Origin of the sequence: Comamonas koreensis, assembly GCF_021026195.1 — a bacterium.
Taxonomy (GTDB): Bacteria; Pseudomonadota; Gammaproteobacteria; order Burkholderiales; family Burkholderiaceae_C; genus Comamonas; species Comamonas koreensis.
On the sequence record NZ_JAJNCT010000028.1, the window covers coordinates 157629 to 184617 of the forward strand.

18 protein-coding genes are annotated in these 26989 nt (G+C 65.8%); 5 read left to right on the forward strand and 13 right to left on the reverse strand.

The window, feature by feature from the left end:
* Window positions 1-39 precede the first annotated feature (39 nt).
* A complete protein-coding gene (locus tag LPW39_RS20045; protein ID WP_230779179.1) occupies window positions 40-774 on the forward strand; it encodes a FadR/GntR family transcriptional regulator in 735 nt (244 codons plus the stop codon).
* 57 nt (window positions 775-831) lie between these two features.
* On the forward strand, window positions 832-1731 hold the full coding sequence (locus LPW39_RS20050) for a 5'-nucleotidase (protein ID WP_230779182.1): 900 nt from the start codon (window positions 832-834) through the stop codon (window positions 1729-1731).
* 87 nt (window positions 1732-1818) lie between these two features.
* Here LPW39_RS20050 and LPW39_RS20055 read toward each other — a convergent pair whose 3' ends face one another.
* From LPW39_RS20055 to LPW39_RS20070, 4 genes are all read right to left on the reverse strand, one after another.
* The gene (locus LPW39_RS20055; RefSeq protein ID WP_230779185.1) at window positions 1819-3912 is read right to left on the reverse strand and encodes a TonB-dependent receptor domain-containing protein; all 2094 of its coding nucleotides are present in this window, start codon (window positions 3910-3912) and stop codon (window positions 1819-1821) included.
* A gap of 199 nt (window positions 3913-4111) precedes the next feature.
* Complete coding sequence (locus tag LPW39_RS20060) at window positions 4112-4573, reverse strand: hypothetical protein (protein ID WP_230779187.1); 462 nt, start codon at window positions 4571-4573, stop codon at window positions 4112-4114.
* Window positions 4574-4771: 198 nt separating this feature from the next.
* A complete protein-coding gene (locus LPW39_RS20065) occupies window positions 4772-5251 on the reverse strand; it encodes a cyanophycin metabolism-associated DUF1854 family protein (protein ID WP_230779190.1) in 480 nt (159 codons plus the stop codon).
* Window positions 5252-5275: 24 nt separating this feature from the next.
* Window positions 5276-7624: a cyanophycin metabolism-associated ABC transporter gene (locus LPW39_RS20070; RefSeq protein WP_230779193.1), complete on the reverse strand. Its 2349-nt coding sequence runs from the start codon at window positions 7622-7624 to the stop codon at window positions 5276-5278.
* 222 nt (window positions 7625-7846) lie between these two features.
* On the opposite strand from LPW39_RS20070, the gene LPW39_RS20075 reads away from it, so the two are divergent.
* The 3 genes from LPW39_RS20075 to LPW39_RS20085 all read left to right on the forward strand — a co-directional run bounded on the left by LPW39_RS20075 (window position 7847) and on the right by LPW39_RS20085 (window position 13244).
* Window positions 7847-10027, forward strand: coding sequence for a cyanophycin synthetase (locus LPW39_RS20075; RefSeq protein ID WP_230779196.1), 2181 nt, complete (start codon window positions 7847-7849; stop codon window positions 10025-10027).
* Window positions 10028-10106: 79 nt separating this feature from the next.
* A complete protein-coding gene (gene cphA / locus LPW39_RS20080) occupies window positions 10107-12689 on the forward strand; it encodes a cyanophycin synthetase (RefSeq protein WP_230779199.1) in 2583 nt (860 codons plus the stop codon).
* Window positions 12690-12755: 66 nt separating this feature from the next.
* Window positions 12756-13244 carry a CreA family protein gene (locus LPW39_RS20085; protein ID WP_230779203.1) on the forward strand — a complete coding sequence of 163 codons (489 nt, stop codon included), beginning with the start codon at window positions 12756-12758 and terminating at the stop codon, window positions 13242-13244.
* A gap of 1112 nt (window positions 13245-14356) precedes the next feature.
* Here the strand turns inward: LPW39_RS20085 and cobA are convergent.
* The 9 genes from cobA to LPW39_RS20130 form a co-directional block, all read right to left on the reverse strand.
* Window positions 14357-15163, reverse strand: coding sequence for a uroporphyrinogen-III C-methyltransferase (gene cobA, locus LPW39_RS20090; protein ID WP_230779206.1), 807 nt, complete (start codon window positions 15161-15163; stop codon window positions 14357-14359).
* Between the two features lie 20 nt (window positions 15164-15183).
* Window positions 15184-18045, reverse strand: coding sequence for a nitrate reductase (locus tag LPW39_RS20095; protein ID WP_230779209.1), 2862 nt, complete (start codon window positions 18043-18045; stop codon window positions 15184-15186).
* 25 nt (window positions 18046-18070) lie between these two features.
* A complete protein-coding gene (gene nirD, locus LPW39_RS20100; RefSeq protein WP_230779212.1) occupies window positions 18071-18499 on the reverse strand; it encodes a nitrite reductase small subunit NirD in 429 nt (142 codons plus the stop codon).
* A 23-nt stretch (window positions 18500-18522) separates the two neighbouring features.
* Window positions 18523-21048 carry a nitrite reductase large subunit NirB gene (gene nirB, locus LPW39_RS20105; RefSeq protein WP_230779216.1) on the reverse strand — a complete coding sequence of 842 codons (2526 nt, stop codon included), beginning with the start codon at window positions 21046-21048 and terminating at the stop codon, window positions 18523-18525.
* A 294-nt stretch (window positions 21049-21342) separates the two neighbouring features.
* Complete coding sequence (locus LPW39_RS20110; protein ID WP_230779219.1) at window positions 21343-22176, reverse strand: ABC transporter ATP-binding protein; 834 nt, start codon at window positions 22174-22176, stop codon at window positions 21343-21345.
* Window positions 22173-23069: a nitrate ABC transporter permease gene (ntrB, locus tag LPW39_RS20115; protein ID WP_230779340.1), complete on the reverse strand. Its 897-nt coding sequence runs from the start codon at window positions 23067-23069 to the stop codon at window positions 22173-22175. The genes LPW39_RS20110 and ntrB overlap by 4 nt, the downstream gene beginning before the upstream one ends.
* A 103-nt stretch (window positions 23070-23172) precedes the next feature.
* A complete protein-coding gene (locus LPW39_RS20120; protein ID WP_230779222.1) occupies window positions 23173-24468 on the reverse strand; it encodes a CmpA/NrtA family ABC transporter substrate-binding protein in 1296 nt (431 codons plus the stop codon).
* Between the two features lie 319 nt (window positions 24469-24787).
* Window positions 24788-26089, reverse strand: coding sequence for a nitrate regulatory protein (locus LPW39_RS20125; RefSeq protein WP_230779225.1), 1302 nt, complete (start codon window positions 26087-26089; stop codon window positions 24788-24790).
* 77 nt (window positions 26090-26166) lie between these two features.
* Complete coding sequence (locus LPW39_RS20130) at window positions 26167-26985, reverse strand: M55 family metallopeptidase (RefSeq protein ID WP_230779228.1); 819 nt, start codon at window positions 26983-26985, stop codon at window positions 26167-26169.
* Window positions 26986-26989 lie beyond the last annotated feature (4 nt).

A 26989-nucleotide genomic window follows, 5' to 3' on the forward strand; every position in this document is an offset into this window, starting at 1 on the left:
GGTTTTGGCGGAGTGGCCCATGAACGGAATACGCGCAAGATGCCCAACAAGCTGGTCCCGACGGTTGACGACGACAGCCGCACCACCGGTGTCAGGTCCTACCAGGACCTCGCCAGAAAAATCCTGGAAGAAACCGCCGCCGACAGCGCGGCGGCCGACCAGCGCCTGCCCTCGGAGCGCACCCTGGCCGACATGTTCGGCGTCAGCCGCACTGCCGTGCGCGAGGCCATCATTGCGCTGGAGGTGCAAGGCCTCGTCGAGGTGCGCCTGGGCTCGGGCATCTACCTGCAGCCCACGGGTGCCAGTGGCCCCAGCCGCCTGCCCGCCTTTGATGTGCCCACCGGCCCCGGCCCGCTGGAAACCCTGCGCGCCCGCGTGCTGGTCGAGGCCGAGATAGCAGCCGCCGCTGCCAGCGAGCGCCGCGATGCCGACCTGGACCGCATGCTCGACGCCCTGGCCACCATGCGCCTGCAGCTGGCCGACAAAGACGCCTACGACGCGGCCGACCGGCGTTTTCACCTCGCCATTGCCGAGGCCACCGGTAACCGCGTACTGCAGCACATGGTGGAAGCCATGTGGGACAACGCCCGCCAGGACCCGCGCTGGGACAAGATCGAGCAGCATTTCCACTCCGAGCAGCTGCGCGAGGCCAGCCTCAAGGACCACCAGGCCATCTTCGCCGCGATTGCCGAGCGCCAGCCCGAGCAGGCGCGCCAGGCGATGCAGCAGCATCTCGGCCGGGTTATTTCGCAATTCTCCCAAGCCTGGTATTGAGTACCAACCGCGCTGCCACTGCGCTATATTGGCCCCAGTTCAGCAACAAGGACGGCCATGGCTGCCACTCTCGAAAACAAGCTGGTGGTCGCGATCTCCTCGCGGGCGCTGTTCAACTTTGAAGAAGAAAACCGGGTTTTCGAGCAGGACAAGGACCAGGCCTATGCCCGGCTGCAGCTGCAGCGGCTGGATATTCCGGCGCCGCCGGGGGTGGCATTCTCCTTGGTGCGCAAGCTGCTGGCTTTCAACAGCGGCACGGTGCAAAAGGTCGAGGTGGTGCTGCTGTCGCGCAATGACCCGGTCAGCGGCATGCGGGTGTTCCGCAGCTGCAAGGCCCATGGCCTGCATTCGATCCAGCGCGGGGTGTTCACCCAGGGGCGCGACCCTTTCCGCTACCTCAAGCCGCTGGGCGCGCACCTTTTCCTGTCGGCCAATGCCACCGATGTGCAGCAGGCACTGCAGCTGGGCTTTCCGGCCGCGCGGGTGCTGACCGAATCGGCCCAGGCGCAGGACAGCCACCCCGATGAAGTGCGCATTGCCTTCGATGGCGATGCCGTGCTGTTCTCCGATGAGGCCGAGCGGGTCTTCCAGGCCCAGGGGCTGGATGCGTTCCAGCGCCATGAGATCGAACATGCCACCCGGCCGCTGCCCGATGGCCCTTTCAAACCACTGCTGGCCGCGCTGCACCGGCTGCAGCAAGACACGCAAAGCCAGATGCGCATCCGCACCGCGCTGGTCACCGCCCGCAGCGCCCCCGCGCATGAGCGCGCCATCCGCACCCTGATGGACTGGAACATCGGCGTCGATGAAACCATGTTCCTCGGCGGCCTGGCCAAGGGCGAGTTCCTGCGCGAGTTCGAGCCCGACTTCTTCTTTGACGACCAGACCGGCCATGTAACCAGCGCAGCAGCCCATGTACCGGCCGGGCATGTGAGCAGCGGCATATCCAACCTCTGATCGCCTGCGCCCCACGCAGGCGCAAAAAAGCCGCTGGCTCCTGGTGGAGACAGCGGCTTTGGCGTTCAGGCTTCTACAGCCAGCAGCTTAGAACTGCTTGATAAAGCCCAGCGAGACCGCACGGCCCTGCAGCGGCGCCGCGTTCTTGATGAACGAGGTGTGCACGTAGGCCAGCTTGTTGGTCAGGTTGTCCAGCTTCAGGTAGATCTGCCATGGCGTGCCATCGCTGGAGGTCTGGTGGTAGCTCACGCGCCAGTTCAGCATGCCGTAGCCCGGGGTCTCGGTTTCATAGTCCGCCACCTTGTTCTGGCGTTGGACCAGCTGCCACTGCGCCTCGCTGCGCCAGTTGGCCCATTTGCCAGCCACGCGCAAACCTACGCGGGCAGGGGCCAGGCGCGGAATCTTGCTGCCGTCTTCGAGCTTGGCATGCACCAGGTCACCGGTGGCGCCCACCGTCCAGTTCGCATCGATGCGGTGCTGGATCTGGCCTTCCAGGCCGGTGAAGGTGGCGGTCTGCTGCGCATACTGCAGCAGCTGCAGGCCTTCATGCTCATCAACGGTGCGGCCGTAGATGTAGTTGTTCACCCGGTTGCGGTAGACATTGACCGAGTAGGTCGTGTCGCCTGCGGTGCGTGCAATGCCAATGTCGATATTGCCCGAGCGCTCCTTGCGCAGGTCGGGGTTGCCCAGCTCATAGGTCGAGGTGGCCATGTGCAGGCCCCTTGCATACAGCTCCTCGGCGGTGGGCAGGCGGCTGGCCGAGGTGACATGGGCGCTCAGGCGGTAACCCGGCATAAAGCGCCAGCTGCCGCCCAGCGACAGCGAATTGCCCTTGTGTTTGCGCACCAGGCCGTCGTCATTGGCATAGACGCTTTGCCAGTCGTGGCGCAGTGCGGCTTCCACGCCAAAGTCGCCAAAGCGGCGCTCTTCCAGCAGGTAGACGCCCTGGCTTTGCGTGCGGGTCGGCTGAACATAGGCTTCGTCACCGGTGGCGCTGAAGCGGCGCTGCGCGGCCTCAAAGCCGACCAGGCCGGTCCAGCCGGCAATCGGCTCATGCAGCACATCGACACGCATGTCATGCGCGCGGTTCTTGAAGCTGGTGGAAATCTCGCCGCCCTCGATCTCGTCGTGGTGGTAGCGCGTCACGCCACCGCGCACACGGATGGCCGACACGCCGGCGAAGGGCTGGCGCCACTCGGAGCGCAGGTCATAGCGCTCGCTGTGCATGTCCACCACCGGCACGCCTTCTTCCTCATGGTCGTGGTCATGGTCATGGCCGTCTTCGCCGTGGTCATGGTCATCATGGCCGCCGCAGTGCAAGTGCAGACCATGGGTGTGGCAGCCTTCAAAGCTGTGGTTGTGGCCGGGCAGGCCGTAGCGTGCCTGGGTGCGGGTGTAGGCCAGGCCCACATAGCCGCTGTCGCCGATCCAGGACAGGCCAATGCTGCCGCCGGCATTGCGCGCGCGGCTGCCGTCCACCTTGTTGCCCAGGCCCCAGCCGCTGCCCACGCGGTAGTCATCGGCATTGCGGGCCATGCCCTCCACATGCAGGGCAAAGGGGCCCGAGCCGGCCGTCAGCGACAGCGCCGTCGCCGCATCATTGGCGCCCGTGCCGGCGCGCACTTCGACCTGGCCTTCATAGCCCTTCTCCGGCACCTTGGTGGGGATCTTGTTGTCCAGCACATTGACCACACCGCCGATCGCGCCGGCGCCATAGATCAGCGCCGAGGGGCCACGCAGCACCTCGATCTGGGTCGCCAGCATGGGCTCGCTCACCACGGCATGGTCGGGGCTGATGGTCGAGGCATCCTGGATCACTGCGCCATCGTTCAGCACCTTGACCCGCGCACCATCCATGCCGCGAATCACCGGGCGGCTGGCACCGGCACCAAAGTGCGTGGCCTGGATGCCGGGCTCATTGGCCAGCGTCTCGCCCAGGCTGGCACCGCGCTTTTGCACCAGCTCATCGCCTTGCAGCACGCTCACCGGCGTGGTCATGTCATCGACCGTGCGGTTGGTGCCGCTGGCCGACACCGTCACCTCGGGCAAGGTGGTGGTTGCCGACGTGCTGTCTTCAGCGTTCTGCGCCAGCGCGGCGCTGCTCAGCAGCAGGCCGATCACCGCTGCTGCCACCGGACGCAGATCACGCGCCTGCGGCTTGAAAATTGCTGTGCGCGCCATCAGCGGCTGCGCCTGTTGTGCATGGAAACCCATGGTCTACCCCTCGAAAAGCACATGCATCCCCAGCATGTGCAGGCGCAGCCCCGCCCTGCGGGCTGAACCGGCCAGGCGCCATAACGCCCGGCAGCTGCGCGGAAAAAACAAGACAGACCGGCCTGCGCTGCCCTGCACCATCAAAGCTCAGGGGTCAACGGCCGTGTCAATGAAACAAGGAGGGGGAGAGGGAGGGAGGGCCACGCGCAAAGAACAGCGCCGGGCTTTGCCGCAGCAAGATGGCCAGCACGGTCGGTGCTGCTTCCTGCACCGACCGCAGCAAGGGCGCTTGCAGCGCATCGCAGAGCAGGCCGGCACCCAAGGCCATGTGCGAGAAGCCCTGGCAATCGGCTTCGGAGTGCTTGCCAAACAGGTCATGCACACCATGGCCGGGGACGACCACGCTATCGCTGCCGTCGCGCTCGCCAGCCGAGGCCGACGATGTCGCTACAACAGCGGCCTGCAGCGCCCCGGCATAGAGGTGGCTGATGTCATGGAGCTTGCCCAGCAGCGGCATGCACAGCTGCGCAAAACACAGCCAGCACAGCAACGCCACCGCCCAGCCACGCAGCGGCCTCGGCGCATGCGCCGAGACAGACAGGGGATGGAAGAAGCGCAGGGAAGACACGGGCGAGGCAGGCGATCAAACCAAGTGGCGCACTCCCCCGAGAGCCGGGGCAGACGCGCCACTATTGCAAATGAATTGCATTATGCCTGCAAATGGCAGACCGACTAAAGCAAGGGGGACAGGAACAACACTCCAGGGCCCCCTAAAAACCAAGGCCCGGAAAACCGGGCCTGGGGTACGGGGGTGTGGATAAGCCGCTTAGAGAAAGCGCTCCAGCAGCTTGCGCGACGCCTTGTCCAGCCGGTTGGTATCGGGCAGGCGGTAGTGCACACCATCGGCCGAGGTGATCAGCAGGTTCTGGCGGCCGTGCAGCTTGCGGATGTCCTCCTCGGCTTTCAAGGTCATCTGGACGGGCCCCCGGTCGGTCTCCAAGGTCCAGATGCTGGGCACCGAGAAGGTCGAGACGCTGAGGATGCGCTCGATCAGCGGCTGGAACTCGCGCGCGGCCAGGTCCTCGTCGAGCAGTGCACGGGCGGCCGGGTCCACGGCCTCCATATCGGCGATCCACAGCACTTCCTTGCCGTCTTCACCAATGAGGGAGATGCCGTGCAACGGGGCCGACAGCGGAAAAGCGCGCACCGGGTTGACCTGGTGCGGGGCGCCGTCCTTGAGAAACACCAGGCGGCCGAAGGCATTGCGGCTGAGCGGCAGCGGTGCGGAAGAAGTAGTCAAAGTCATGGCAAGGCTTTCCAGGGCTGCTGATCAGCGGTTTTCATCGGACCCGTCCACATGGGACTTGGGGAGGGACTGCATGTCATAGGTCACGCCCGCAGCACGCGCGGTGACCACGCCAGCGGCTTCGGCATCCTCCTCGGCACGGCGCGCCTGCGCCATGTACAGGCGCCAGTAGGCGCCCTCTTGGGCCATCAGCGCGTCATGCGATCCGACTTCGACGATCTCGCCACGGTCCATCACCACCAGGCGGTCGGCCTTGCGCAGGGTCGACAGGCGGTGGGCAATCGCAATCGTGGTGCGGCCTTGCACCAGGTTGTCCAGTGCACGCTGGATTTCCTTTTCGGTCTCGGTGTCCACGGCCGAGGTGGCCTCGTCCAGGATCAGGATGCGCGGGTCGATCAGCAGCGCGCGTGCAATCGAGATACGCTGGCGCTCACCGCCGGACAGGCCCTGGCCACGCTCGCCCACCAGCGAGTCATAGCCATGGGGCAGGCGCAGGATGAACTCATGCGCATGGGCGGCGCGGGCTGCGGCAACGATCTCTTCGCGCGTCGCATCGGGCTTGCCGTAGGCAATGTTCTCGGCAATGGTGCCGAAGAACAGGAAGGGCTCTTGCAAAACCAGGCCGATATTGCTGCGGTAGTCGGACACCGCAATGCGGCGCACATCGACGCCATCGAGCTGGATCGAGCCATCGGTCACATCGTAGAAACGGCTGATCAGATTGACCAGGGTGCTCTTGCCCGAGCCGCTGTGGCCCACCAGGCCAATCATCTCGCCGGGGCGGATCTGCAGGTTCAGGTCCTTGATGACGGTGCGGCTGCCATAGCGGAAACCGACGTTCTCCATCGTGATGGCGCCCTGCACCTTGCCCAGCTTGACCGGGTTGACCGGGTCGGGGACGTTGCTCACATGGTCGAGGATGTCAAAGATGCGCTTGGCGCCGGCAGCGGCCTTTTGCGTCACCGAGACGATGCGGCTCATCGAATCCAGACGCGTGTAGAAGCGGCCGATGTAGGCGATGAAGGCGGTCAGCACACCGACGGTGATCGAGCCACCCGCCACCAGGTAGATACCAAAGGCCCAGACGATCAGCAGGCCCACTTCGGTCAGCAGGGTGACCGTGGGGGTGAACAGCGACCAGGTCTTGTTGACCCGGTCATTGGCTTCCAGGTTGACCTGGTTGGCGGCGGCAAAGCGGTCGGCCTCGCGCTGCTCCTGTGCAAAGGCCTTCACGACGCGGATACCGGGAATCGTGTCGGCCAGCACATTGGTCACTTCGGACCAGACGCGGTCGATCTTCTCGAAGCCGGTGCGCAGCTTGTCGCGCACCGTATGGATCATCCAGGCGATGAAGGGCAGCGGCACCAGGGTGACCAGGGCCAGCCAGGGGTTGATCGAGAACAGGATGGCCGAGGTCATCACGATCATCAGCACATCGGTCGCAAAATCCAGCGCGTTGAGCGACAGAAACAGGTTGATGCGGTCGGTTTCGGCGCCGATACGGGCCATCAGGTCACCGGTGCGCTTGCTGCCGTAAAAATCGAGCGAGAGCTTGAGCAGGTGGTTATAGGTGGTGGTGCGCAGGTTGGCGCCAATGCGCTCCGAGACGCGCGCCAGCACAAAGGTGCGCGCCCAGCCCAGCAGCCAGGCGATCAGCGCCGAGATCAGCAGCGCGCCCAGGTAGAACCGCACCAGGCCAGCATCGATCTTCTCGCCGTTCTGGAACGGGATCAGGATCTTGTCCATCAGCGGAATCGTCAGGTAGGGCGCCACCAATTGGGCGGCCGTGGTGCACAACGTCAGCGCGAAACCCAACAACAATTGCATTTTGTAGGGTTTGGCAAAGCGCCACAGCCGCAGCAGCACCCAGCTGGATGTCGGCGCATTCTGCTGGCGGGCGCAGGCCGGGCATTCCTCGCTATCGGGGGGCAGCACGCTGCCGCAGACCGGGCAGAGCGCGCGCTCGTCTTCGACCACCTGGTAGGCCTCGTTGCGCAGCAGGCGCTCACGTTGGCGTTCGAACTGCTGCATCAGGCCCAGCACTGCGGTCTGGTGGCTCAAGGTGATGCGCCACAGGCCCAAACGCTGGGTGCTGTCATGCAGCTCCAGGCTGCCGACACCGCCATGGTCAAAAAAGCGCAGGCTCAGATCAGGCGCAAGTACCCACTCACTCCACTGCTGAACATCAGGATCAAAAGCCAGAAGACGCTCGGAAGTCAGCACCACCTGGCCGCTGCCAAAGCGCAAATCTGCGGTCAAGTCAACGGGAGTGGCGGCAAGCACGTTTTCCAGAGTATTGAGCTTGGCTCGCAATTGGGTTCCTAGCGGACCCGCAAAGAATGCTGACGCGTCCGCGGAATGTTGATGTTGCATATGGCGATTTTCTCTCCGCACAGGGCGGTGGCAGTTGTCCGGTGAACAACCGCATATTATTGTGGCGAACGGCGGCCTGGGCCGCCCCGCCCTCATCTGTCTTTAACGTCTGACACGCCCAATAGGCTGACAGCGATTAATCTGCCTCATTTGGGCGCACAATGCTTTCCCATCTACGGCGATTCCCCCGGAATTGTTACTTATGTTTATCCGTTGATCGATATGGCGAAATTCAATACCATCCAACTCTTGCGCACCACGTTTTTGCGCGGCCCCAGCGTCTGGACTTACCGCCCCGTATTGGAGGTCTGGCTGGACCTGGGAGAGCTGGAGGACTATCCCTCGAACAAGATCCCCGGGCTGAACGAGCGCCTCACCACCTGGCTGCCTGACCTGATCGAGCACACCTGCGGCGTCGGTGAACGCGGCGGTTTCATCCAGCGCCTTGAAGGCGGCACCTGGATGGGCCATGTGATGGAACACGTGATCATCGAGCTGCTGAACCTGGCCGGCATGCCGGCCGAGTTCGGCCAGACGCGTGAGATCTCCAAGCGCGGCGTCTACCGCATGGTGTTCCGCTGCCCGGAAGAGGCCGTGGCCCGCGTCGCGCTGGAGCATGGCCACCAGCTGCTGATGGCCGCGATCAACGACGAGCCCTACGACATCAAGCCGGCGATCCATGCGATCAAGACGGCGATCAATGACCGCTACCTCGGCCCCTCGACCGGCTGCATCGTCGATGCCGCCAGCGAGCGCCGCATTCCCCATATCCGTCTCAATGATGGCAACCTGGTCCAGTTGGGCTACGGCGCCGCGCAGCGCCGCATCTGGACGGCCGAGTCCGACCAGACCAGCGCGATTGCCGAAGGCATCGCCCAGGACAAGGATTTCACCAAGCGCCTGCTGACCGCTTGCGGCGTGCCGGTGCCCGAAGGCCAGATCGTGGCCAGCGCCGAAGAAGCCTGGGAAGTGGCCCAGGAAATCGGCTTCCCCGTCACCGTCAAGCCCTCCGACGGCAACCACGCCCGTGGCGTGACCCTGGAGCTGTCCAAAGAGGCCGACATCAAGGCCGCATTTGCGCTGGCCCAGCCCGAAGGCTCGGATGTCATCGTCGAGAAGTTCATCGACGGCGTCGAACACCGCCTGCTGGTGGTGGGCGACAAGGTGGTCGCTGCCACCAAGGGTGAGACCGTCAGCGTCTACGGCAATGGCAAGGCCACCCTGCGTGAGCTGGTGGCCGTGCTCAACGAAGACCCCCGCCGTGGCCCCGAGCAGGAATACCCGCTCGACTGGATCAATCTGGAAGCCGGTGCGGTCAAGCTCGAACTCAACCGCCAGCATGTCACCCCGGACAGCGTGATCGCCCAAGGCCAGAGCGTGCTGCTGCAACGCAATGGCAACATGGCCATCGACTGCCTTGATGATGTGCACCCCGACGTCGCCTACTACGCCGTTCTGGCCGCCAAGATCGTCGGTCTGGACATCGCCGGCATGGACATGATCCTCAAGGACGTGTCCCAGCCGATGCAAGGCCAGGGCGCGATTCTGGAAGTCAATGCCGGCCCCGGCCTGCTGATGCACCTCAAGCCCACCAGCGGCGCGCCGCGCCCGGTCGGCATGGCCATTGCCGACCACCTCTTCCCCCGCGAAGAAGGTGCAGGCGCAGGCCGCATCCCGATTGTCGGCATTGTCGGCACACAGAACAACGCCTTTATCGCGCGCCTGGTCGGCTGGCTGCTGCAGCTGTCGGGCAAGCTCACCGGTGTGGCCAGCGACGAGGGCATGTTCCTGTCCAACCGCCAGACCCAGAAGACCAATACCGCCAACTGGACCGGCGCGCACCGCCTGCTGACCAACCGCCTGGCGCAAGCAGCGGTGATCCAGACGACGGCCCGTTCCATTCTGGAAGAAGGCCTGGCCTATGACCGCTGCCTGGTCGGTGTGGTGACCGACATGCAAGGCTTTGAGAGCCTGGCGGACCACGATGTGCTGGAAGCCGGCCAGATGCGCCGCGTGATGCGCACCCAGATCGATGTGGTGTTGGACGAAGGCGCTGGCGTGCTCAACGCCGACCTGCCCGAAGTGGCCGACCTGGCCGAGCTTTGCGATGGCGAAGTCGTGCTGTACACGACCCAGGCGGAGAACGAGGCCGTGGCCGCCCACCGCGCCAACACCGAAGCCCAGCACGAAGGCGGCCGCGCCGTCATCATCAAGGGCAACAACGTGGTGCTGGCCACCGGCGCGCAAGAGCGCGTGCTGGGCACCCTCGATGCGCTGAGCCTGCCGGGTGGCAAGAAGCCCGACACCTCGGCCCTGCTTGCCGCCATCGCCACGGCCTGGGCGCTGGATATCACCCCCGATCTGATCGGTGCCGGTATCAAGACCTTCGAGTACAACGCCTGATACGCCGGACACGGCTCTCCACGACGACAAGCATGCACGGCCCGCTGATTCAGCGGGCCCTCCATCTGAAAGAAACACTATGCAGCTCTCCCGCACCCGTGCCTTGCGTGGCCCCAACCTCTGGACCCGCAGCACCGCCATCGAGACCATCGTGCGCTGTGAAGACAGCGAACAGCGCTACAGCACCATCCCCGGTTTTGAAGAAAAACTGCGTGCGCGCTTCCCCAACATCGCCCCCCTGCAGCCCCATGGCGCCGACCAGGCCCTGTCGCTGGCCCATGTGCTCGAAGTCGCCGCACTCTCGCTGCAGGCGCAAGCCGGCTGCCCGGTCACCTTCAGCCGCACCCATGTGACGACCGAGCCCGGCACCTACCAGGTCGTTGTCGAGTACACCGAAGAAGCGGTGGGCAAGCTGGCGATGGAAAAGGCCGAAGCGCTGATCCAGGCCACGTTGAACGACAGCCCCTTTGATGCCGACGCCGCCATTGCCGCGCTGCGCGAGCTCGATGAAGACGAGCGCATCGGCCCCTCGACCGGCGCCATTGTGGACGCCGCTGTCGCCCGTGGCATCCCCTTCCGCCGCCTGACCACCGGCTCGCTGGTGCAGCTGGGCTGGGGCTCTAAGGCCCGCCGCTTCCAGGCGGCCGAGATCGATTCGACCAGCGCCGTGGCGGAATCCATTGCACAGGACAAGGACCTGACCAAGCGCCTGCTGCATGCCGCTGGCGTGCCCGTGCCCATGGGCCGCCCCGTGGCCGATGTGGAAGAAGCCTGGCAAGTGGCGCTGGAAGTGGGCCTGCCCGTCGTGGTCAAGCCCCAGGATGGCAACCAGGGCAAGGGCGTGGTGGTCAACATCAACACCCGCGAAGGCCTGGAAGCCGCCTACAAGACCGCCAGCGAATTTGGCGACGAGATCATGGTCGAGCGCTTCCTGCCCGGCCACGACTTCCGCCTGCTGGTGGTGGGCGGCCAACTGGTCGCCGCTGCCCGCCGCGAGCCGCCCCAGGTGCTGGGTGACGGCCAGCACACCATCCGCGAGCTGGTGAACCTGGTCAACCAGGACCCACGCCGCGGCACCGGCCACGGTACCGCGCTCACCAAGATCCGCCTGGACGACATCGCCATCTCCCGCATCGCCAGCGAAGGCATGACCCCCGACAGCGTGCCTGGCCAAGGCCAGCGCGTGGTGCTGCGCAACAATGCCAACCTGTCCACCGGCGGCAGCGCCACCGATGTGACCGATGACGTGCATCCCGAAATCGCCGCCCGCGCGATTGAAGCGGCCCAGACCATTGGCCTGCACATCTGCGGCGTGGACGTGGTCTGCGAGACCATGCTCAAGCCGCTGGAAGAGCAAAGCGGCGGCATTGTCGAAGTCAACGCCGCCCCTGGCCTGCGCATGCACCTGGCGCCCTCCTTCGGCAAGCCCCGCCATGTGGGCGTGCCCATGGTCGATGAGATGTTCAGCGCTGGCAACGACGGCCGCATCCCGCTGGTGGCGGTGACCGGCACCAACGGCAAGACCACGACCACCCGCGTCATCGCCCATCTGTTCACCTCGCACGGCTGGCGCACGGCAATGACCAACACCGATGGCGTCTACGTCAACGGCCGCCAGATCGACAGCGGCGACTGCTCGGGCCCGCGCAGCGCGCGCAATGCCCTGGCCCACCCCGAAACCGATGCCGCCGTGCTCGAATGCGCACGCGGCGGCATTCTGCGCGAAGGCCTGGGCTTTGACCGCTGCCAAGTGGCCGTGGTCACCAACGTGGGCGAAGGCGACCACCTGGGTCTGAACTTCATCACCACCAAGGAAGACGTGGGCGTGCTCAAGCGCGTGATCGTGCAGAACGTGGCGCCCACCGGCTACGCCGTGCTCAACGCCGCCGACCCGCTGGTCGCCGCAATGGCCCATGTCTGCCCCGGCAAGGTGATCTTCTTCGCCGCCGACCGCCACCACCCCGTGATGGCCACGCACCGTGCCCAGGGCAGCCGCGTCGTCTATGTCGATGGCGACAGCATCGTGGCCGCCGAAGGTTCCTGGCGCGAGTCGATCCCGCTGCGCGAGATCCCGATCACCCGCAACGGCGCGATCACCTTCCAGGTCGAGAACGTCATGGCCTCCATCGGTGCCGCCTGGGCCGCCGGCCTGCCCTGGCAGACCATCCGCCGTGGCCTGGCAGGCTTTGTCAATGACAGCGACAACGCCCCTGGCCGCTTCAACGTGATGGACTACCGCGGTGCGACCATCATTGCCGACTACGGCCACAACCCGGATGCCATCCGCGCGCTGATCCAGGCCGTGGAAGCCATGCCCGCCAACAAGCGCAGTGTGGTCATCAGCGGCGCCGGTGACCGCCGCGACGAAGACATTCGCGTCCAGACCGAAATGCTGGGCGAGGCCTTCGACGACGTCATCCTCTACCAGGATGCCGCCCAACGCGGCCGCGCCGACGGCGAAGTCATCGCACTGCTGCGCCAAGGCCTGCAAGGCGCCAGCCGCACCAGCTACGTGACCGACATCCACGGCGAGTTCATCGCCATCGACCACGCGCTGGCACGCCTGCAGCCGGGCGACCTCTGCCTGGTCCTGGTCGACCAGGTCGAAGAAGCGCTGGAGCACCTGCAGCGCCACGTGGCCCAGGCCGCCGCCCAGGCCTGATCCTCTGCTCCCGCATGCACCGGCCTTGGCGCCGGTGCAGTCCCTTCCCTTTTCCGGAAACCCTCCATGCTGACCACCACTTCCTGGCGCCACGCCGTCGTCGTCGCAGGCTGCCTGGCCGCCACCGCCGCCTGGGCCCAACCGGACACCATCGGCTCGGTGGACACGGTGTTCAAGTTCATTGGCCCCGACCACAAGATCGTTGTCGAAGCCTATGACGACCCGCTGGTCAAGGGCGTGACCTGCTATGTGTCTCGCGCCCGCACGGGTGGCGTCAAGGGCGCATTGGGTCTGGCTGAGGACCGCTCGGAGGCCTCGATTGCCTGTGTGCAGGCGGGGCCGATCAGCATCGAGAAGCCTTTGAAGCAGCAGGAAGAGGTGTTCAGCGAGCGGACCTCGTTGCTGTTCAAGCGTTTGCGGGTGGTGCGCATGGTGGATGCGGCGCGTAATACGTTGGTCTATATGACGTACTCCGACAAGGTGATTGAGGGCTCTCCGCAGAACAGTGTGACGGCGGTGGCGGTACCTGCTTCTACGGTTATTCCGGTCAAGTGACCGGTCGCTGCTCTGCGCTGAACTGCGCTTGTTGATTTGGTCTTTTCAGCGCCTATTAATGGGCGCTGTTTGCTACTGGCGTAGGGCTGCTGGCCGGATTTCGCCCGGCGGGCGAGGTACTTTTCTTGGCGACCAAGAAAAGTACCCAAAAGAAGGTCGCCCCTGCTGCTTGCGACCCTTCGCTTTGCGAAGGGCAACCTGTGTCGTGGCGTTTGTGGGGTGTGCCGCGAAACTCACTACGCGCCAAGGCGCTCCGTTCGGACAGACGCGGCAAGCTAGATGACGATGCACTGGCACTCTGCGGTGCCAGTGCCACCCCACAAACACCACGCCCCAGGCGCATGCAAAAGGGGAATGCGAACAACCCAACAGCCAAATACCAATAGGCCATCGCTACGCTCGGCCCCCAAAACAGGCCGAGCGCAGCGATGGCCCGCGTCTGCTCAAGCCCCTTCTGAATGCGCCGAGGAGCACAGGGTATGGGCTGGGCAGTTGCACCGCAGAGTGCAACTGCATCGTGAACTGACTCACCGCGTCTGTTTGAACGAAGCGCCTCTGGCGCGTAGTGAGTTTCGCGGTGCAGCCCATACCCGAGCACCACAGGTTGCCCGCAGCGCAGCGAAGGGACGCAGTCAGCAGGGGCAGCCTTCTTTTGGGTACTTTTCTTGGCTGAGCAAGAAAAGTACCTCGCCTGCCGGGCGAAATCCGGCCGACAGCAATAAAGCTACAACCGCTGTCAAAAAGAAAGAAAACATGCCGAGCGCAGCGATGGCCTGCGTCTGCCAATACCCCTTCTGAATGCGCCGAGGAGCACAGGGTATGGGCTGGCAGTTGCACCGAAGAGTGCAACTGCTTCGTGAACTGACTCACCGCGTCTGTCCGAACGCAGCGCGAAGCGCGTAGTGAGTTTCGCGGTGCAGCCCATGCCCGAGCACCACAGGTTGCCCGCAGCGCAGCGAAGGGACGCAGTCAGCAGGGGCAGCCTTCTTTTGGGTACTTTTCTTCGGCCGGCGATCCGGGGCTGAGCAAGAAAAGTACCTCGCCCGCCGGGGCGAGACCCGGCCAGCAGCCCTACGCCAGTAGTAAACAGAACTAGTAAGAAGCACAAAAAATCAAGCCTGCCGCTCCAACGGCTTAACAAGCCCCTGCCACAACAAACAAGCATCCGCCAACCCAGCCACCCGACCAATCACCATCATGCAAGGACTCCCCAACCCACTCCCCTGCAAACAACTCACCAAACAAGACAAAGACGTCAACACCGACCGCTGAGAAGACAAACTAGCGTTCTGCACCAAGGCCACCGGCGTATCCGGCGCCAAGCCGCCGGCCAACAGACCAGCCTCAATCAAAGGCGCCGCCCCCACCCCCATGTACACCACCAGGCTGAGCGACATCGCCTCAGCCGTAGCGCCCAACTGGCGCCAATCCAGAGGCGCCCCACCCGGCTTGGCATGGCCGGTCACAAAGACAACGCCATGGGCATAGTCGCGGTGCGTCAGCGGCACGCCCAGGCTGGTGGCGGCGGCCAGGCCCGAGGTGATGCCGTTGATCACCTCCACCTGCACGCCTTGGGCCTGCAGGTGGGCGACCTCCTCGCCGCCCCGGCCGAAGATGAAGGGGTCGCCCCCTTTGAGGCGCACCACCGTCTCGCCTTGGCGGGCGGCCATCACCATCAGCTTTTCGATAAAGGCCTGCGAGGTGCTGGCCCGGCCGCCGCGCTTGCCCACATAGATGGTGCGGGTGGCAGCCGGCGCCAGCGCCACGATGTCGGCGGAGACCAGGTCGTCCACCAGCAGCAAGGTGGCGGCCTGGATGGCGCGCCAGGCGCGCAGGGTCAGCAGCTCGGGGTCGCCGGGGCCGGCGCCCACCAGGTAGCAGCGGCCGGCGGCGAGGGGTGTGGTGGCAATGGCATGCATGGCAAGACCTTTCAAAAGCATCAGGCAGAAGGGGCCAGCGCGGCCGGGGCCACGCGCTGCACCAGCTGCTTGAGTTGGGGAATGCAGGAGCCGCAGCGCGTGCCGCAGCCCAAGGTGTTTTTAAGTTCCAGCAGGCGCTGCTCCGGCGCGCCGTCGATGCGGGCCAGGGCCTCGCCAATGGCGGCCTCGTCCACATTCATGCAGGCGCAGACCTGGCGCGCACGGGTGGGCAACGCAGCAGGCGCCTGGCTGCCCGAGGACAGCAGCAGGCGGCCAAAGCTGCGTGTTGATTGCTCATCGCGCAGCACCGGCGCCAGCCACTGGCCAGCGCTGGCATCGCCGCAGAGCAAGAAGGCCTGCAGCACCGGCTCGCCCGCTTGCTCGCCCATGGCCATGGCGCGGCTGCACTGGCGCTGCGCATCGGCATAGCGCAGGGTCTGCGGGCCATCGAGCTGCAGCAGCTGCTGCAAACGCGCCAGCAAGGCCGCCGGCGGCGCCTGGCGTGCGGCAGCGCGGAACTGCACGCCATTGCGGCCCTGGCCGGCAGCGCCATCCAGCGGCACGGCCCGGCCAAACAGCACGCAGCTGCCAAAGTCGAACTCGCCCAGCAAGGTGGCCAGCGCCTGGCGCGTGGCCAGCACCTGGTGGTCGTCGAGCCAGGCCATGCCCAGGCATTGCCAGGGCAGGCTGGCTTTCTCCAGCTGCACCGCCACATGCTTCAGCTCCGGCTGCTTGGAGCGGGGGCAGCGCTCCGGTGTGGTCAGCGCGTTCACGCCTGCCAGTCGCTGGCCGTCCACGGTGCTGCCGCTCAGGTGCATGCTGCCCCAGTGCATCGGCAGGTTCAGCTGCGTGGGCTGCAGGCCGGCATCGGCCAGTACCGGCAGTACCACGCTGCCGTAGCGGCTGTGCAGCTGCACCAGGTCGCCATCCTGCAGCTGCAGGCGGCGCATGTCCTGCGGGTGGGCCTGCACGCTGGGCTCGCTGGCATGGGCAAACAGGCGGCCCAGCTGGCCAGTGCGGCTCATGCCATGCCACTGGTCGCGCAGCCGGCTGGTGTTCAGGCTGAAGGGGTAGTGCGCATCGCGCGGCACGGCCACCGGCTTCCAGGCCTGGGCATCAAAACGGGCACGGCCATCGTCGGTGGCAAACCGGCCATCGCTGTACAGGCGCTGGCGCCCTTGGGCCGCGCCGCTGGGCAGCGGCCACTGCTGCGGGCCTTGCGCCTCCAGCAGCGCCCAGCTCAGGCCCGTGATGTCCAGGTCGCGCCCGCGCGTGCTGTCGCGGTGCTCCATCCAGATGGCTTCGCAGCCGCGCTCGGCCAGCACGGTGTCATAGGCAAACAGGCTGGGGCGGCCGGGCCGCAGATGGCGCTCCAGCCGCTGGGCCAGTTGCACGCCAATCTGCCAGTCATGGCGGGCCTGGCCGGGCGCTGCCACGGCCGCGCGCACCCGCGATATGCGGCGTTCGCTGTTGGTCACCGTGCCCAGCTTCTCGCCCCAGGTGGTGGCGGGCAGCAGCCAATCGGCATAGGCGGTCGTCTCGGTCTGGGCAAAGGCCTCCTGCACCACCACCAGCTCGGCCCGCTCCAGCGCGCGGCGCACCATGGCCTGCTCAGGCATGCTCTGCGCCGGGTTGGTGCAGGCAATCCACAAGGCCTTGATCTGGCCATCGGCCGCCGCCTCGAACATCTCCAGCGCCGACTTGCCGGGCAGCGCTGGCACCGCGTCCACGCCCCAATGTTGGGCCACCTCGGCCCGGTGCTGCGGGTTGGCCATGTCGCGGTGGGCGCTGAGCAGGTTGGACAGGCCACCCACCTCGCGCCCGCCCATCGCATTGGGCTGGCCGGTCAAGGACAGGGGACCGGCGCCCGGCTTGCCGATCTGGCCGGTGGCCAGGTGCAGGTTGATCAGCGCCGCATTGTTGGCGGTGCCGCTGCTGCTTTGGTTGAGCCCCTGGCAGTACAGGCTGAGCGTGGGCAGGCGCTCGCTGTTCGTGCCCGCTGCATCGGCCCCGCCCCAGGCCAGCCATTGGGCCGCCAGGTAGAGGTCGGCCAGCGCCAGGCCGCAGACCTGGGCCACCCGCTCCGGCGTCGCCTCGCGCACGATCGCATGCAGCTGCGCAAAGCCGCTGGTGTGCGCATCGATAAAGGCCGCATCGGCCCAGCCCTGGGCCAGCATGATGTGCAACAGGCCATGGCAAAGCATCACATCGCTGCCCGGCTGCAGGGCCAGGTGCAGATCGGCCAGCTCGGCGGTCTCGGTGCGGCGCGGGTCCACAACGATGATCTTGCGCTCGGGGTGGCGTGCCTTGGCCTCTTCCACCCGGCGGAACAGGATGGGGTGCGCCCAGGCCATATTGCTGCCGCTGATGAACAGGCAGCCAGCCAGGTCGATGTCCTCATAGCAGGCCGGTGGTGCATCCGCCCCCAGGGTGGCCTTGTAGCCGGACACCGCGCTGCTCATGCACAGGCGCGAGTTGGTATCCAGGTTGTTGGTGCCCAGCAGGCCTTTGACCAGCTTGTTGAACACGTAGTAGTCCTCGGTCAGCAGCTGGCCGCTCAGGTAAAAGCCCAGCGCATCGGGCCCGTGGTCAGCATGGATCTGCAGCAGCTGGCGGGCCAGCTGGTCCAGCGCCGTGTCCCAGCTGCGGGCCTCGGGCGCGGCGCCGCGCCGCAGGCGCTGCATCGGCTGCAGCAAGCGGCTGTGCTGCGCCAGCGCGGGCGCTGCCGTCAGGTGCAGGCTGCTGCCCTTGGTGCAGAGCTTGCCCTGGTTGGCCGGGTGCGCTGGGTCGCCGCGCACGGCCGTTATCTGCTGGCCGTCCGACGTGATGATCACGCCGCAGCCCACGCCGCAATAGGGGCAGGTGGATCGGGTCTCGGGCATGGGCGGCTCCGTGCGGTGGGCGGTCTCAGGCAGCCACGGTAGTCTGCGACGTGCTGCAGCTGGCGGCCGCAGAGCCACAGCGCCCCAGGCCTAGCGGCCCGGCCAGTGGCCGGGTCTGCTCCAGCGCATGCTGGGCCAGCTCATCGGCGCGTAGCTGCACCGCGCTGCCCTCCAACCGCACCGCAAAGCGCGGGGTGCAGCCCTCATCGGGGGCAGCGGCCTGGCCGGTGGCCAGCGCAATCGTCCAGTTGTGCAAGGGGCAGGCCACGCTGCTGCCAAACACCAGGCCTTGGGACAAGGGCCCGCCCTTGTGCGGGCAGCGGTCGAGCAGCGCAAACACCTCGCCGCTGGCGGTGCGGAACACGGCCACATCCAGCCCCTGGGCGCGGGCCACGCGGCGGGCGCCCAGCACCGGAATCTCATCGATGGCGCAGATGGTGATCCATTCATTCATATCGGTCTCCTGGCGGCGCGGCATCATGCGCCGGCGGTGGTGGTGGCGGGTACGGGTACGGGAGCGGAAAGGGCTGTCAACACAGGCGCAGCCTGCAGCGCGGGCAGCACCGGCAGCGGCTGGAACTGGCGCAAGTCCACGGCCGCCTTGTCGGTTTCAAACCAGGGGTCGGGTTCGCCCTCCAGCGCCTGCTGCAGCTGCGCCCAGAGCGCCTGGCGGCCGGCGGCATCGTCCAGAATGCGGCGCTTGACATAGTCCAGCCCCACCCGGTTCACGTAGTGCACCGTGCGCTCCAGGTACCAGCCCTCCAGCCGGTAGAGCTGCATGAAGGCGCCGGTGTACTCCAGCACCTCCTCGGCGGTCTTGAGCTTGGTGAGAAAGTGCGCCACCTCGGTCTTGATGCCGCCGTTGCCGGCGATGTACATCTCCCAGCCCGAATCCACGCCAATGATGCCGACATCCTTGATGCCCGATTCAGCGCAGTTGCGTGGGCAGCCGCTGACGGCAAACTTCACCTTGTGCGGCGCATACATGCGCCACATCGCGCGCTCCAGGTCCTTGCCCATCTGCGTGCTGTCCTGCGTGCCCATGCGGCACCATTCGCTGCCCACACAGGTCTTGACGGTGCGCAGCGCCTTGGCATAGGCGTGGCCGCAGGGCATGCCTATGTCGTTCCACACGCCCTGCAGGTCTTCCTTTTTCACGCCCAGCAGGTCAATGCGCTGGCCGCCAGTCACCTTCACGGTGGGGATCTGGTACTTGTCCACCACATCGGCAATGCGGCGCAGTTCGGCGGCCGTGGTCTCTCCGCCCCACATACGCGGGATCACGCTGTAGGTGCCATCCTTTTGGATGTTGGCATGGCTGCGCTCGTTGATGAAGCGGCTTTGCGGGTCGTCGCGCGCCTCCTTGGGCCAGGTGCTGATCAGGTAGTAGTTGATGGCCGGGCGGCAGCTGGCGCAGCCATTGGGCGTCTTCCACTCCATGAAGCGGAAGACGCTGTCCGTCGTCAGCAGCCGGTGCTCGCGGATGGCATCGCGCACCGCCTGGTGGCCATGCTCGCTGCAGCCGCACATGGGCTTGGTCTTGGGCGATGCCGAATAGTCACCGCCGACGGTGAACATGATGATCTGCTCGACCAGGCCGGTGCAGGAGCCGCAGCTGGCACTGGCCTTGGTGTGCTTGCGCACCTCGTCCAAGGTGAACAGGCCCTTGTCCTTGATGGCCTTGCAGATGGCGCCCTTGCTCACGCCATTGCAGCCGCAGACCTCATCGGCATCGGCCAGCGCGGCGGCCTTGTTCTGGCCCTGGTGGCCAGCATCGCCGAGGTTGGATTCGCCAAACATCAGCTTGTCGCGGATATCGGCCACGCTGCGGCCTTCGCGCAGCAGCTTGAAGTACCAGCTGCCATCGACCGTATCGCCATACAGGCAGGCGCCCACCAGCCGGTCTTCCTTGATCACCAGCTTTTTGTAGACGCCCGAGTAGGGATCGCTCAGCACGATCTGCTCGGTGCCCTCCCCGCCCTGGAAATCCCCGGCCGAGAACAGATCGATGCCGGTCACCTTGAGCTTGGTCGAGGTGAGCGAGCCTTGGTAGCGGCCAATGCCCAGCTCGGCCAGGTGGTTGGCCAGCACCTTGCCCTGCTCAAACAGCGGCGCCACCAAGCCGTAGGCAATGCCCCGGTGCGCCGCGCACTCGCCCACCGCATAGATGCGCGGGTCGGTGATGGTCTGCATAGTGTCGCTGACGACGATGCCCTGGTTCACATGCAGGTGCATGGCCTCGGCCAGTGCCGTGTTGGGGCGGATGCCGACAGCCATCACCACCAGGTCGGCTGCGATCTCGCGGCCATCGGCAAAGCGCAGCGCACGCACCCGGCCTTCGGCATTGCCCAGCAGCTCCTGGGTCTGCGCCTGCATGAAGAACTGCATGCCCCGCTCGATCAGCGATTTCTTCAGCAGCTGGCCGGCCTGGTCGTCCAGCTGGCGCTCCATCAGCCATTCGCCGGCATGCACCACCGCTACCTGCATGCCGCGCTTCATCAGGCCATTGGCCGCCTCCAGCCCCAGCAGGCCGCCGCCAATCACCACCGCATGGCGCCAGCTGCTGGCCGCATCGATCATCGCCTGGGTATCGGCAATGTCGCGGTAGGCCAGCACACCTTGCAGCTCCTTGCCGGCAATCGGCAGCATGAAAGGGTTGGAGCCGGTCGCCAGAATGAGCCGGTCGTAGTCGGCCGTCACCGCCTCGCCCTGGGCATTGCGGGCATGTACCACGCGGCGGGCGCGGTCCACCGCATGCACCGTGCAGCCGGCATGCAGGCGCACGCCATGCGTCTCGTACCAGCTCCAGTCGTTGAGGACGATGTCCTCCAAGGTCTGCTCGCCCGCCAGCACCGGCGACAGCAGGATGCGGTTGTAGTTGGGGTGCGGCTCCGCGCCAAATACCGTTATCTCGTACAAATCCGGGGCCAGGGCCAGCAGCTCTTCGAGCGCACGCACACCCGCCATACCGTTGCCAACCATGACCAACTTGATTTTTTTCATAGCATTTCCCGTGGGCAGCACAAAAAAAAGACGTCTAGGCGCCGCATGCCAGGCATGCGCGCTTAGACGTCTTTGTCTTTGGACGGCAGCGCCACTTTGCACCACCATCCGGTGGCCGCCATGGCCACGCCAACAACTATGCAAGTTCCATACCAAGTTGGCTGTCGACGCGCGCCCGCAGCCGCGCATCGTCTGTGCACATTTTTTGTGCTGCTTGCGTGCCGCGCTGCCTCATTTGCGTGCATAAAAAAGGCGCTCCGTGGGGAGCGCCTGGGGCGGCATCAATGGCAGCGCTCAGGCCACCTTCTCCACATGCACCTGGCGGGTGTAGAGAAAGTCGATCACCGCCTTGCGGCAGGCCTGGTACTGCGCATCCTCGGCCAAGGCCACCCGGTTGCGCGGGCGGGCCAGGGGCACCGGCAGCACCTCGCCGATCGTCGCGGCCGGCCCATTGGTCATCATCACGATCTTGTCGGACAGCAGCACGGCTTCATCCACATCATGGGTCACCATCACCACGGTGCTGCGCGTACGCGCAACGATCTCCAGCAGCTCATCCTGCAGCTTGGCGCGGGTGAGAGCATCCAGCGCGCCAAAGGGCTCGTCCATCAGCAGCACCTGGGGCTCCATCGACAAGGCCCGGGCAATGCCCACGCGCTGCTTCATGCCACCCGATATCTCGCCGGGGCGCTTTTGCGCCGCGTGGGTCAAGCCCACCAGCGCCAGCGCGGCATCGGTGCGGGCGACGAGCTGGGCCTTGCGCTCGCGCCCGCCAAACACCCGCTCGACTGCCAGGTGCACATTGGCCCAGCAGGTCAGCCAGGGCAGCAGCGAATGGTTCTGGAACACCACAGCCCGCTGCGGCCCGGGGCCCTTGATCTCGCGGTTGGCGCAGAGCAAAGTGCCTTCGCTGGGGCTGGTCAGGCCGGCAATCAGGTTCAGCAAGGTGGATTTGCCGCAGCCCGAGTGGCCGATCAGGCTGACAAACTCGCCCTGGGCAATCTCCAGGTTGATGCCCTGCAGCGCCTGGAACAGGCCCTTGGCAGTCTTGAAGCTTTGCGCCACCTGCTGGATCTCGATGTACTTGTCCTGGGGCGTAGCGGGGATGTTGAGCGTATTGGGCGTCATGCCTTGACCTCCTCAAAAGTGAAAGCCGAGGCCAGGCGGATCAGCGCCCATTCCAGCAGCAGGCCGACCAGGCCGATGACAAAGATCGCAATGATGATGTTCTTGACATTGAGGTTGTTCCACTCGTCCCAGACCCAGAAGCCAATGCCCACGCCACCGGTCAGCATCTCGGCAGCGACGATCACCAGCCAGGCGGTGCCCACGGCCAGGCGCACACCGGTCAGCATGTAGGGCAGCACGGCGGGGAAGAGAATGGTGGTGGCGATCTTCCACTCGCTCAAGTTCAGCACCCGCGCCACATTCATATAGTCCTGCGGCACGCGCTGCACACCCACGGCCGTGTTGATCACCATCGGCCAGATCGAGCAGATGAAGATGGTCCAGATCGCCGCCGGGTTCGCGCCCTTGAACACCAGCAGGCCAATCGGCAGCCAGGCCAGCGGAGACACCGGGCGCAGCAGGCTGATCACCGGGTTGAACATGCGCGAGAGAAACTCGAAGCGGCCGATGACAAAGCCCAGCGGAATGCCGACCAGCGCCGCCAGGCCAAAGCCGATGCTCACCCGCTGCAGCGAGGCCAGCACATTCCAGCCCACGCCCTGGTCATTGGGGCCGTTGCGGTAGAAGGGATCGCGAAAGATCTCCTGCGCCTGCAGCCAGGTCTCCTGCGGTCCGGGAATGCCGGGGTTGCCCTGGGCGATGATGGACCACAGCACCAGCAACAGGCCAAAGCCCAGCACCGGTGGCAGCAGGTTTTGCACCAGGCTGCCAAAGCGCTGCTGCCAGGCGGCAGCCAGATCGCGTGGGGCCGCAGCAGCAGGCGCTGATGGCACTGTTGGCGCTGAGGGCTCGGCCGCCGCAGCCAGCCCGGCGGTAGGCAGGCTGCGCGCCATGTGCTCATGGATGGACAAGACCTTGCGCTCGGCCGGGGCCGGGCCCGATGTCGGCAAGGGCGACAGACTCTCTCGCAGTGCAGCTGGCATGGGGTGCTCCTTATCAGGCTTTGATCGCAAAGCTGTCGGCGTACTTGGCGGGGTCCGAACCATCCCAGACCTTGCCGTCGATCAGCTGGCTGCTGCGCATGTCCGACTTGGGCACGGCCATCTTCAGCTGCGTGGCCGCTTCCTTGTACAGCGCGGTCTGGTTGATCTTTTTCGCGACGGCCAAGTAGTCGGGGTGGTTCTTCAGCAAACCCCAGCGCTTGTGCTGGGTGAGGAACCACATGCCATCGGACAGGTAGGGGTAGCTGGCATCGCCGTCGGCAAAGAACTTCATGTGGTTGGGGTCGTCCCAGGTCTTGCCCATGCCATTCTGGTAGCGGCCCAGAATGCGCTGGTTGATCGCATCCACGCTGGTGTTCACATAGGCCTTGCCGGCAATGGTCTCGGCCATCTTCTGCTTGTTCTGCAGGCTGGCATCGATCCAGCGGCCCGCCTCCAGGATGGCCATGGTCACGGCGCGCGCGGTGTTGGGGTGGCGGCTGACAAAGTCCTGCGTGCAGCCCAGCACCTTTTCCGGGTGGTCGCGCCAGATGTCCTGGGTGGTGACGGCCGTGATGCCGATGCTATCCATGATCGCGCGGTGGCCCCAGGGCTCGCCCACGCAAAAGCCATCCATATTGCCCACGCGCATATTGGCCACCATCTGCGGCGGCGGCACGGTGATCACCTTGGCATCCTTGAGCGGGTGGATGCCCGCGCTGGCCAGCCAGTAGTAGAGCCACATCGCATGGGTGCCTGTGGGGAAGGTCTGTGCAAAGGTGTATTCGCGCTTCTCGGCAGCCATCAGCTTGGCGAGCGAGGCGGCATCCACCGCGCCTTTGTCCGCCAGCTTTTTGGACAGGGTGATCGCCTGGCCATTGCGGTTGAGCGTCATCAGCACCGCCATGTCCTTTTGCGGGCTGCCCACGCCCAGCTGCACGCCATAGACCAGGCCGTAGAGCACATGGGCCATGTCCAGGTCGCCATTGGTCAGCTTGTCGCGCACACCGGCCCAGCTGGCTTCCTTGGTCGGCGTGATCTTGACGCCGTACTTCTGGTCCAGGCCCAGCACCGAGGCCATCACGACGCTGGCGCAGTCGGTCAGCGGGATAAAGCCGATGTTGACCTCTTTTTTCTCGGGCGCATCCGAGCCAGCGGCCCAAACACCCTGGTGGCCCAGCGCGCTGTAGACAAAGGTGGCCGCTGCGGCCTGGGCGCCATGGCGCAGAAACTGGCGGCGGCCGGCCTGGGCCGACGGAGCGGGCGAGGCCTCGGCCGCCGGGGCGGTATCAGTGGTGGGGCGTGTCGTCATTCTGGTCGGACTCCATCGAAAGCGTTGCATGTTCCAAAAACAAAAAACGGCGTCCTTCCGCTGATGGCTTGCACCATCAGGAAAGGGACGCCGTTGTCCCGAAATAACTCGCGATTACCGGAAACAGGCCGCCTTTGGCCTGGTTGAGGAGATCAATGCATATTCCATGCCAATTTAGAAAATGCGGTGCTGCTCTCTGGCGTGCAGACCGCTGCCAGCACCGATTGCCCTCTACCGTCCCTGCAATGGTGCATTGCAGCAGCTGGCTGCAGGATGGCTGCCATGCTTTGGTGCGCAGGCGCGTTGGTAGCGGCCCGGATCAGCGGCGCTCGGGGGCGGCAGGCGTGGCAGGCGCTCCAGGCACGGTGGGCACCAAGGCCGCCATCGCCAGCACCGCCTCGGCCACCTCCTGCATGCGCTTGTTCTGGTTCATCGCCGTCTGGCGCAGCAGCTGGTAGGCATCGCTCTCGCTGAGCTGGTGCTGGGCCATCAGCAGGCCCTTGGCGCGCTCCAGGGTCTTGCGCTCATGCAGGGCAGTGCGGGCTTCGTGGATCTGGCTCTGCATGGTCTGCAGCCGCTGCGCTTGCTGCTGCACCAGCGACAAGATATCGCGCCCCAGCGCCGGCGCGCCCACGGCATCCGGCGACCAGGCATCGGGCGGCGCCGAGGCTTCAAAAAAAGCCATGCCGCCCTCTATGGCCCCAGCAACCCCTTCGGCGCCCGGCGGCAGCGCCTGCAAGGCCGCCAGCGCTTGCTCCTGGGCCTGCAGCTTGTGCAGGCACAGCACCTGCAGTTCCTGCGCCACCAGAGTCTCCACGCCATGCAAGGCATCGAGCCGGTGGCTGCAGGCGGCAAACCAATCGGCGCTCCAGCTGCGGTTCAGGCTGGCGCCGGTGGCGGTGTGGGCCACGCGGCGCATGCGCTCCACCGCCGCCATATCGGTATCTCCCGCCACATGGGCCTGCCACAGCAGCAGCACGCGGGCGCTGGCCAAGCTGGCAAACACCTCAAAACAGCGCTCCTGCGATTCGATCAGGTGCAGCCACTGCGCCCGGGCGCCAGGCTGCAGTTGGCCTGAGGCAAAGGCGCTGGTGCCGCAGGCGCGCTCCTGCCCGGCCAGCTCCTTGCCCTGCATCAGGTGGAACAGGGCCACCAGCATGCGCGATATCTCGGGCTCGTTGGCGCTGTCGGCCGCCTCAAACACCACCGCCAGGCAGCCGGCAATCAGGCGCGCAAAGGCATCGGTACAGACCGCCGGTGTCAGCCCGCCGGCCTGCACCTGGGCGCGCAGCGCAGGCAGGGCCGCCACGCCTTGCAAGGTATAGGCAATCGCATTGCACAGCCGTGCGCCGCTGCCGCCCGAGGGGTGCGGGCCCAGGCGATCGAGCTCATCGCGCACGTTGGCGATCTGTGCATCCGCCAGCAGCCGCTGGGGCGCCAGCAGCTCGGCGCCCTGCGCGCCGCCGCTGGCCAGCACCATATTAGACAGCCCGCGCTCCTTTTGCAGCGCATGCACCAGCGAGGACATGGCCACCACCAGCGAGCAGGCCTTGCCCAGCTGTTCCAGCGCAGCCATCTCATGCTGGCGGGCAGCGACCAGAAAATGCAGGGAAGACTTCATAAACGCGCACCAACGATGTTGAGCGCTCTACCCAGCAGGTTTCATGCCATGCCCGCCGGGGCATGGCCGCAGGCCGCTCAGCGCAGCATGCTGGACATGGCCGACAGGCAGTTGGTCATGCGCACGGCCGATTCGATGTCCGGCGCGCTGAAGCGCACTGTGCGGCCATCGACCCGCTCCAGCGTCGGCCACTGGCAGAACAGATCGGCCATGCCGGGCGAGGTGGCGGCAATCTGCACCTGCACCGGGCTCGCCGTTGGCAGCGGCTGGCAGCGCGCGCGGCCGGCCAGGCCCTGCGCCACCCCGGCGCGGATGGCCTGTTGCGCCTGCTCGGGCGAGAGGCTGATGCCACTGCCCTGGCCGGTGGCGCGCTTGGTCTGCACAAACACCGCATGCGGGAAAATCGCCTGGTTCTCCTCGCGCAGCACATCGTCGCCGGCCAGCATCACCACCGGCGCGCCATAGGCGCCTGCCAAGGCGCCATAAATGCTGGCCTCGCTGGCCTCCTGCCCGTTGATGTGGATGCTGGCAAAGGCAAAGCTGTTGATGGTGTGGGCCAGAATGCCCCGGCCCTGCGCGCGCGAGTGGTAGCCGACCATGCAGACCGCATCCACCCCCAGCTCCACACCGGCCACCATGCTCAGGTAGCGCGGCTTGCCCTGGATGACCTGGGCACGCGCATCGAGCAGATCGGGCGGCATATTGCGAAAGCCGCCATGCGAGTCGTTGACATAGACCTCCAGCGCGCCAGCGGCAAAAGCGCCTTCGACGGCGGCATTGGCCTCCTGGGCCATCAGGCGGCGCGCGCGCTCGTACTCGGGGTTGCCCGCGCGCACCTGCTCGGGGTGGTAGACACCGGCCACGCCTTCGATATCGACAGAAATCAGTACTTTCATCGCT

Bases quoted from the DNA above. Each gene is read 5' to 3' on its own strand.
- LPW39_RS20130 (WP_230779228.1), bottom strand. From the start codon at position 26,985: ATGAAAGTACTGATTTCTGTCGATATCGAAGGCGTGGCCGGTGTCTAC.
- LPW39_RS20125 (WP_230779225.1), bottom strand. From the start codon at position 26,089: ATGAAGTCTTCCCTGCATTTTCTGGTCGCTGCCCGCCAGCATGAGATG.
- LPW39_RS20085 (WP_230779203.1), top strand. From the start codon at position 12,756: ATGCTGACCACCACTTCCTGGCGCCACGCCGTCGTCGTCGCAGGCTGC.
- cphA (WP_230779199.1), top strand. From the start codon at position 10,107: ATGCAGCTCTCCCGCACCCGTGCCTTGCGTGGCCCCAACCTCTGGACC.
- LPW39_RS20055 (WP_230779185.1), bottom strand. From the start codon at position 3,912: ATGGCGCGCACAGCAATTTTCAAGCCGCAGGCGCGTGATCTGCGTCCG.
- LPW39_RS20070 (WP_230779193.1), bottom strand. From the start codon at position 7,624: ATGCAACATCAACATTCCGCGGACGCGTCAGCATTCTTTGCGGGTCCG.
- nirB (WP_230779216.1), bottom strand. From the start codon at position 21,048: ATGAAAAAAATCAAGTTGGTCATGGTTGGCAACGGTATGGCGGGTGTG.
- ntrB (WP_230779340.1), bottom strand. From the start codon at position 23,069: ATGGCGCGCAGCCTGCCTACCGCCGGGCTGGCTGCGGCGGCCGAGCCC.
- LPW39_RS20120 (WP_230779222.1), bottom strand. From the start codon at position 24,468: ATGACGACACGCCCCACCACTGATACCGCCCCGGCGGCCGAGGCCTCG.
- LPW39_RS20065 (WP_230779190.1), bottom strand. From the start codon at position 5,251: ATGACTTTGACTACTTCTTCCGCACCGCTGCCGCTCAGCCGCAATGCC.
- nirD (WP_230779212.1), bottom strand. From the start codon at position 18,499: ATGAATGAATGGATCACCATCTGCGCCATCGATGAGATTCCGGTGCTG.
- LPW39_RS20110 (WP_230779219.1), bottom strand. From the start codon at position 22,176: ATGACGCCCAATACGCTCAACATCCCCGCTACGCCCCAGGACAAGTAC.
- LPW39_RS20050 (WP_230779182.1), top strand. From the start codon at position 832: ATGGCTGCCACTCTCGAAAACAAGCTGGTGGTCGCGATCTCCTCGCGG.
- cobA (WP_230779206.1), bottom strand. From the start codon at position 15,163: ATGCATGCCATTGCCACCACACCCCTCGCCGCCGGCCGCTGCTACCTG.
- LPW39_RS20045 (WP_230779179.1), top strand. From the start codon at position 40: ATGCCCAACAAGCTGGTCCCGACGGTTGACGACGACAGCCGCACCACC.
- LPW39_RS20095 (WP_230779209.1), bottom strand. From the start codon at position 18,045: ATGCCCGAGACCCGATCCACCTGCCCCTATTGCGGCGTGGGCTGCGGC.
- LPW39_RS20075 (WP_230779196.1), top strand. From the start codon at position 7,847: ATGGCGAAATTCAATACCATCCAACTCTTGCGCACCACGTTTTTGCGC.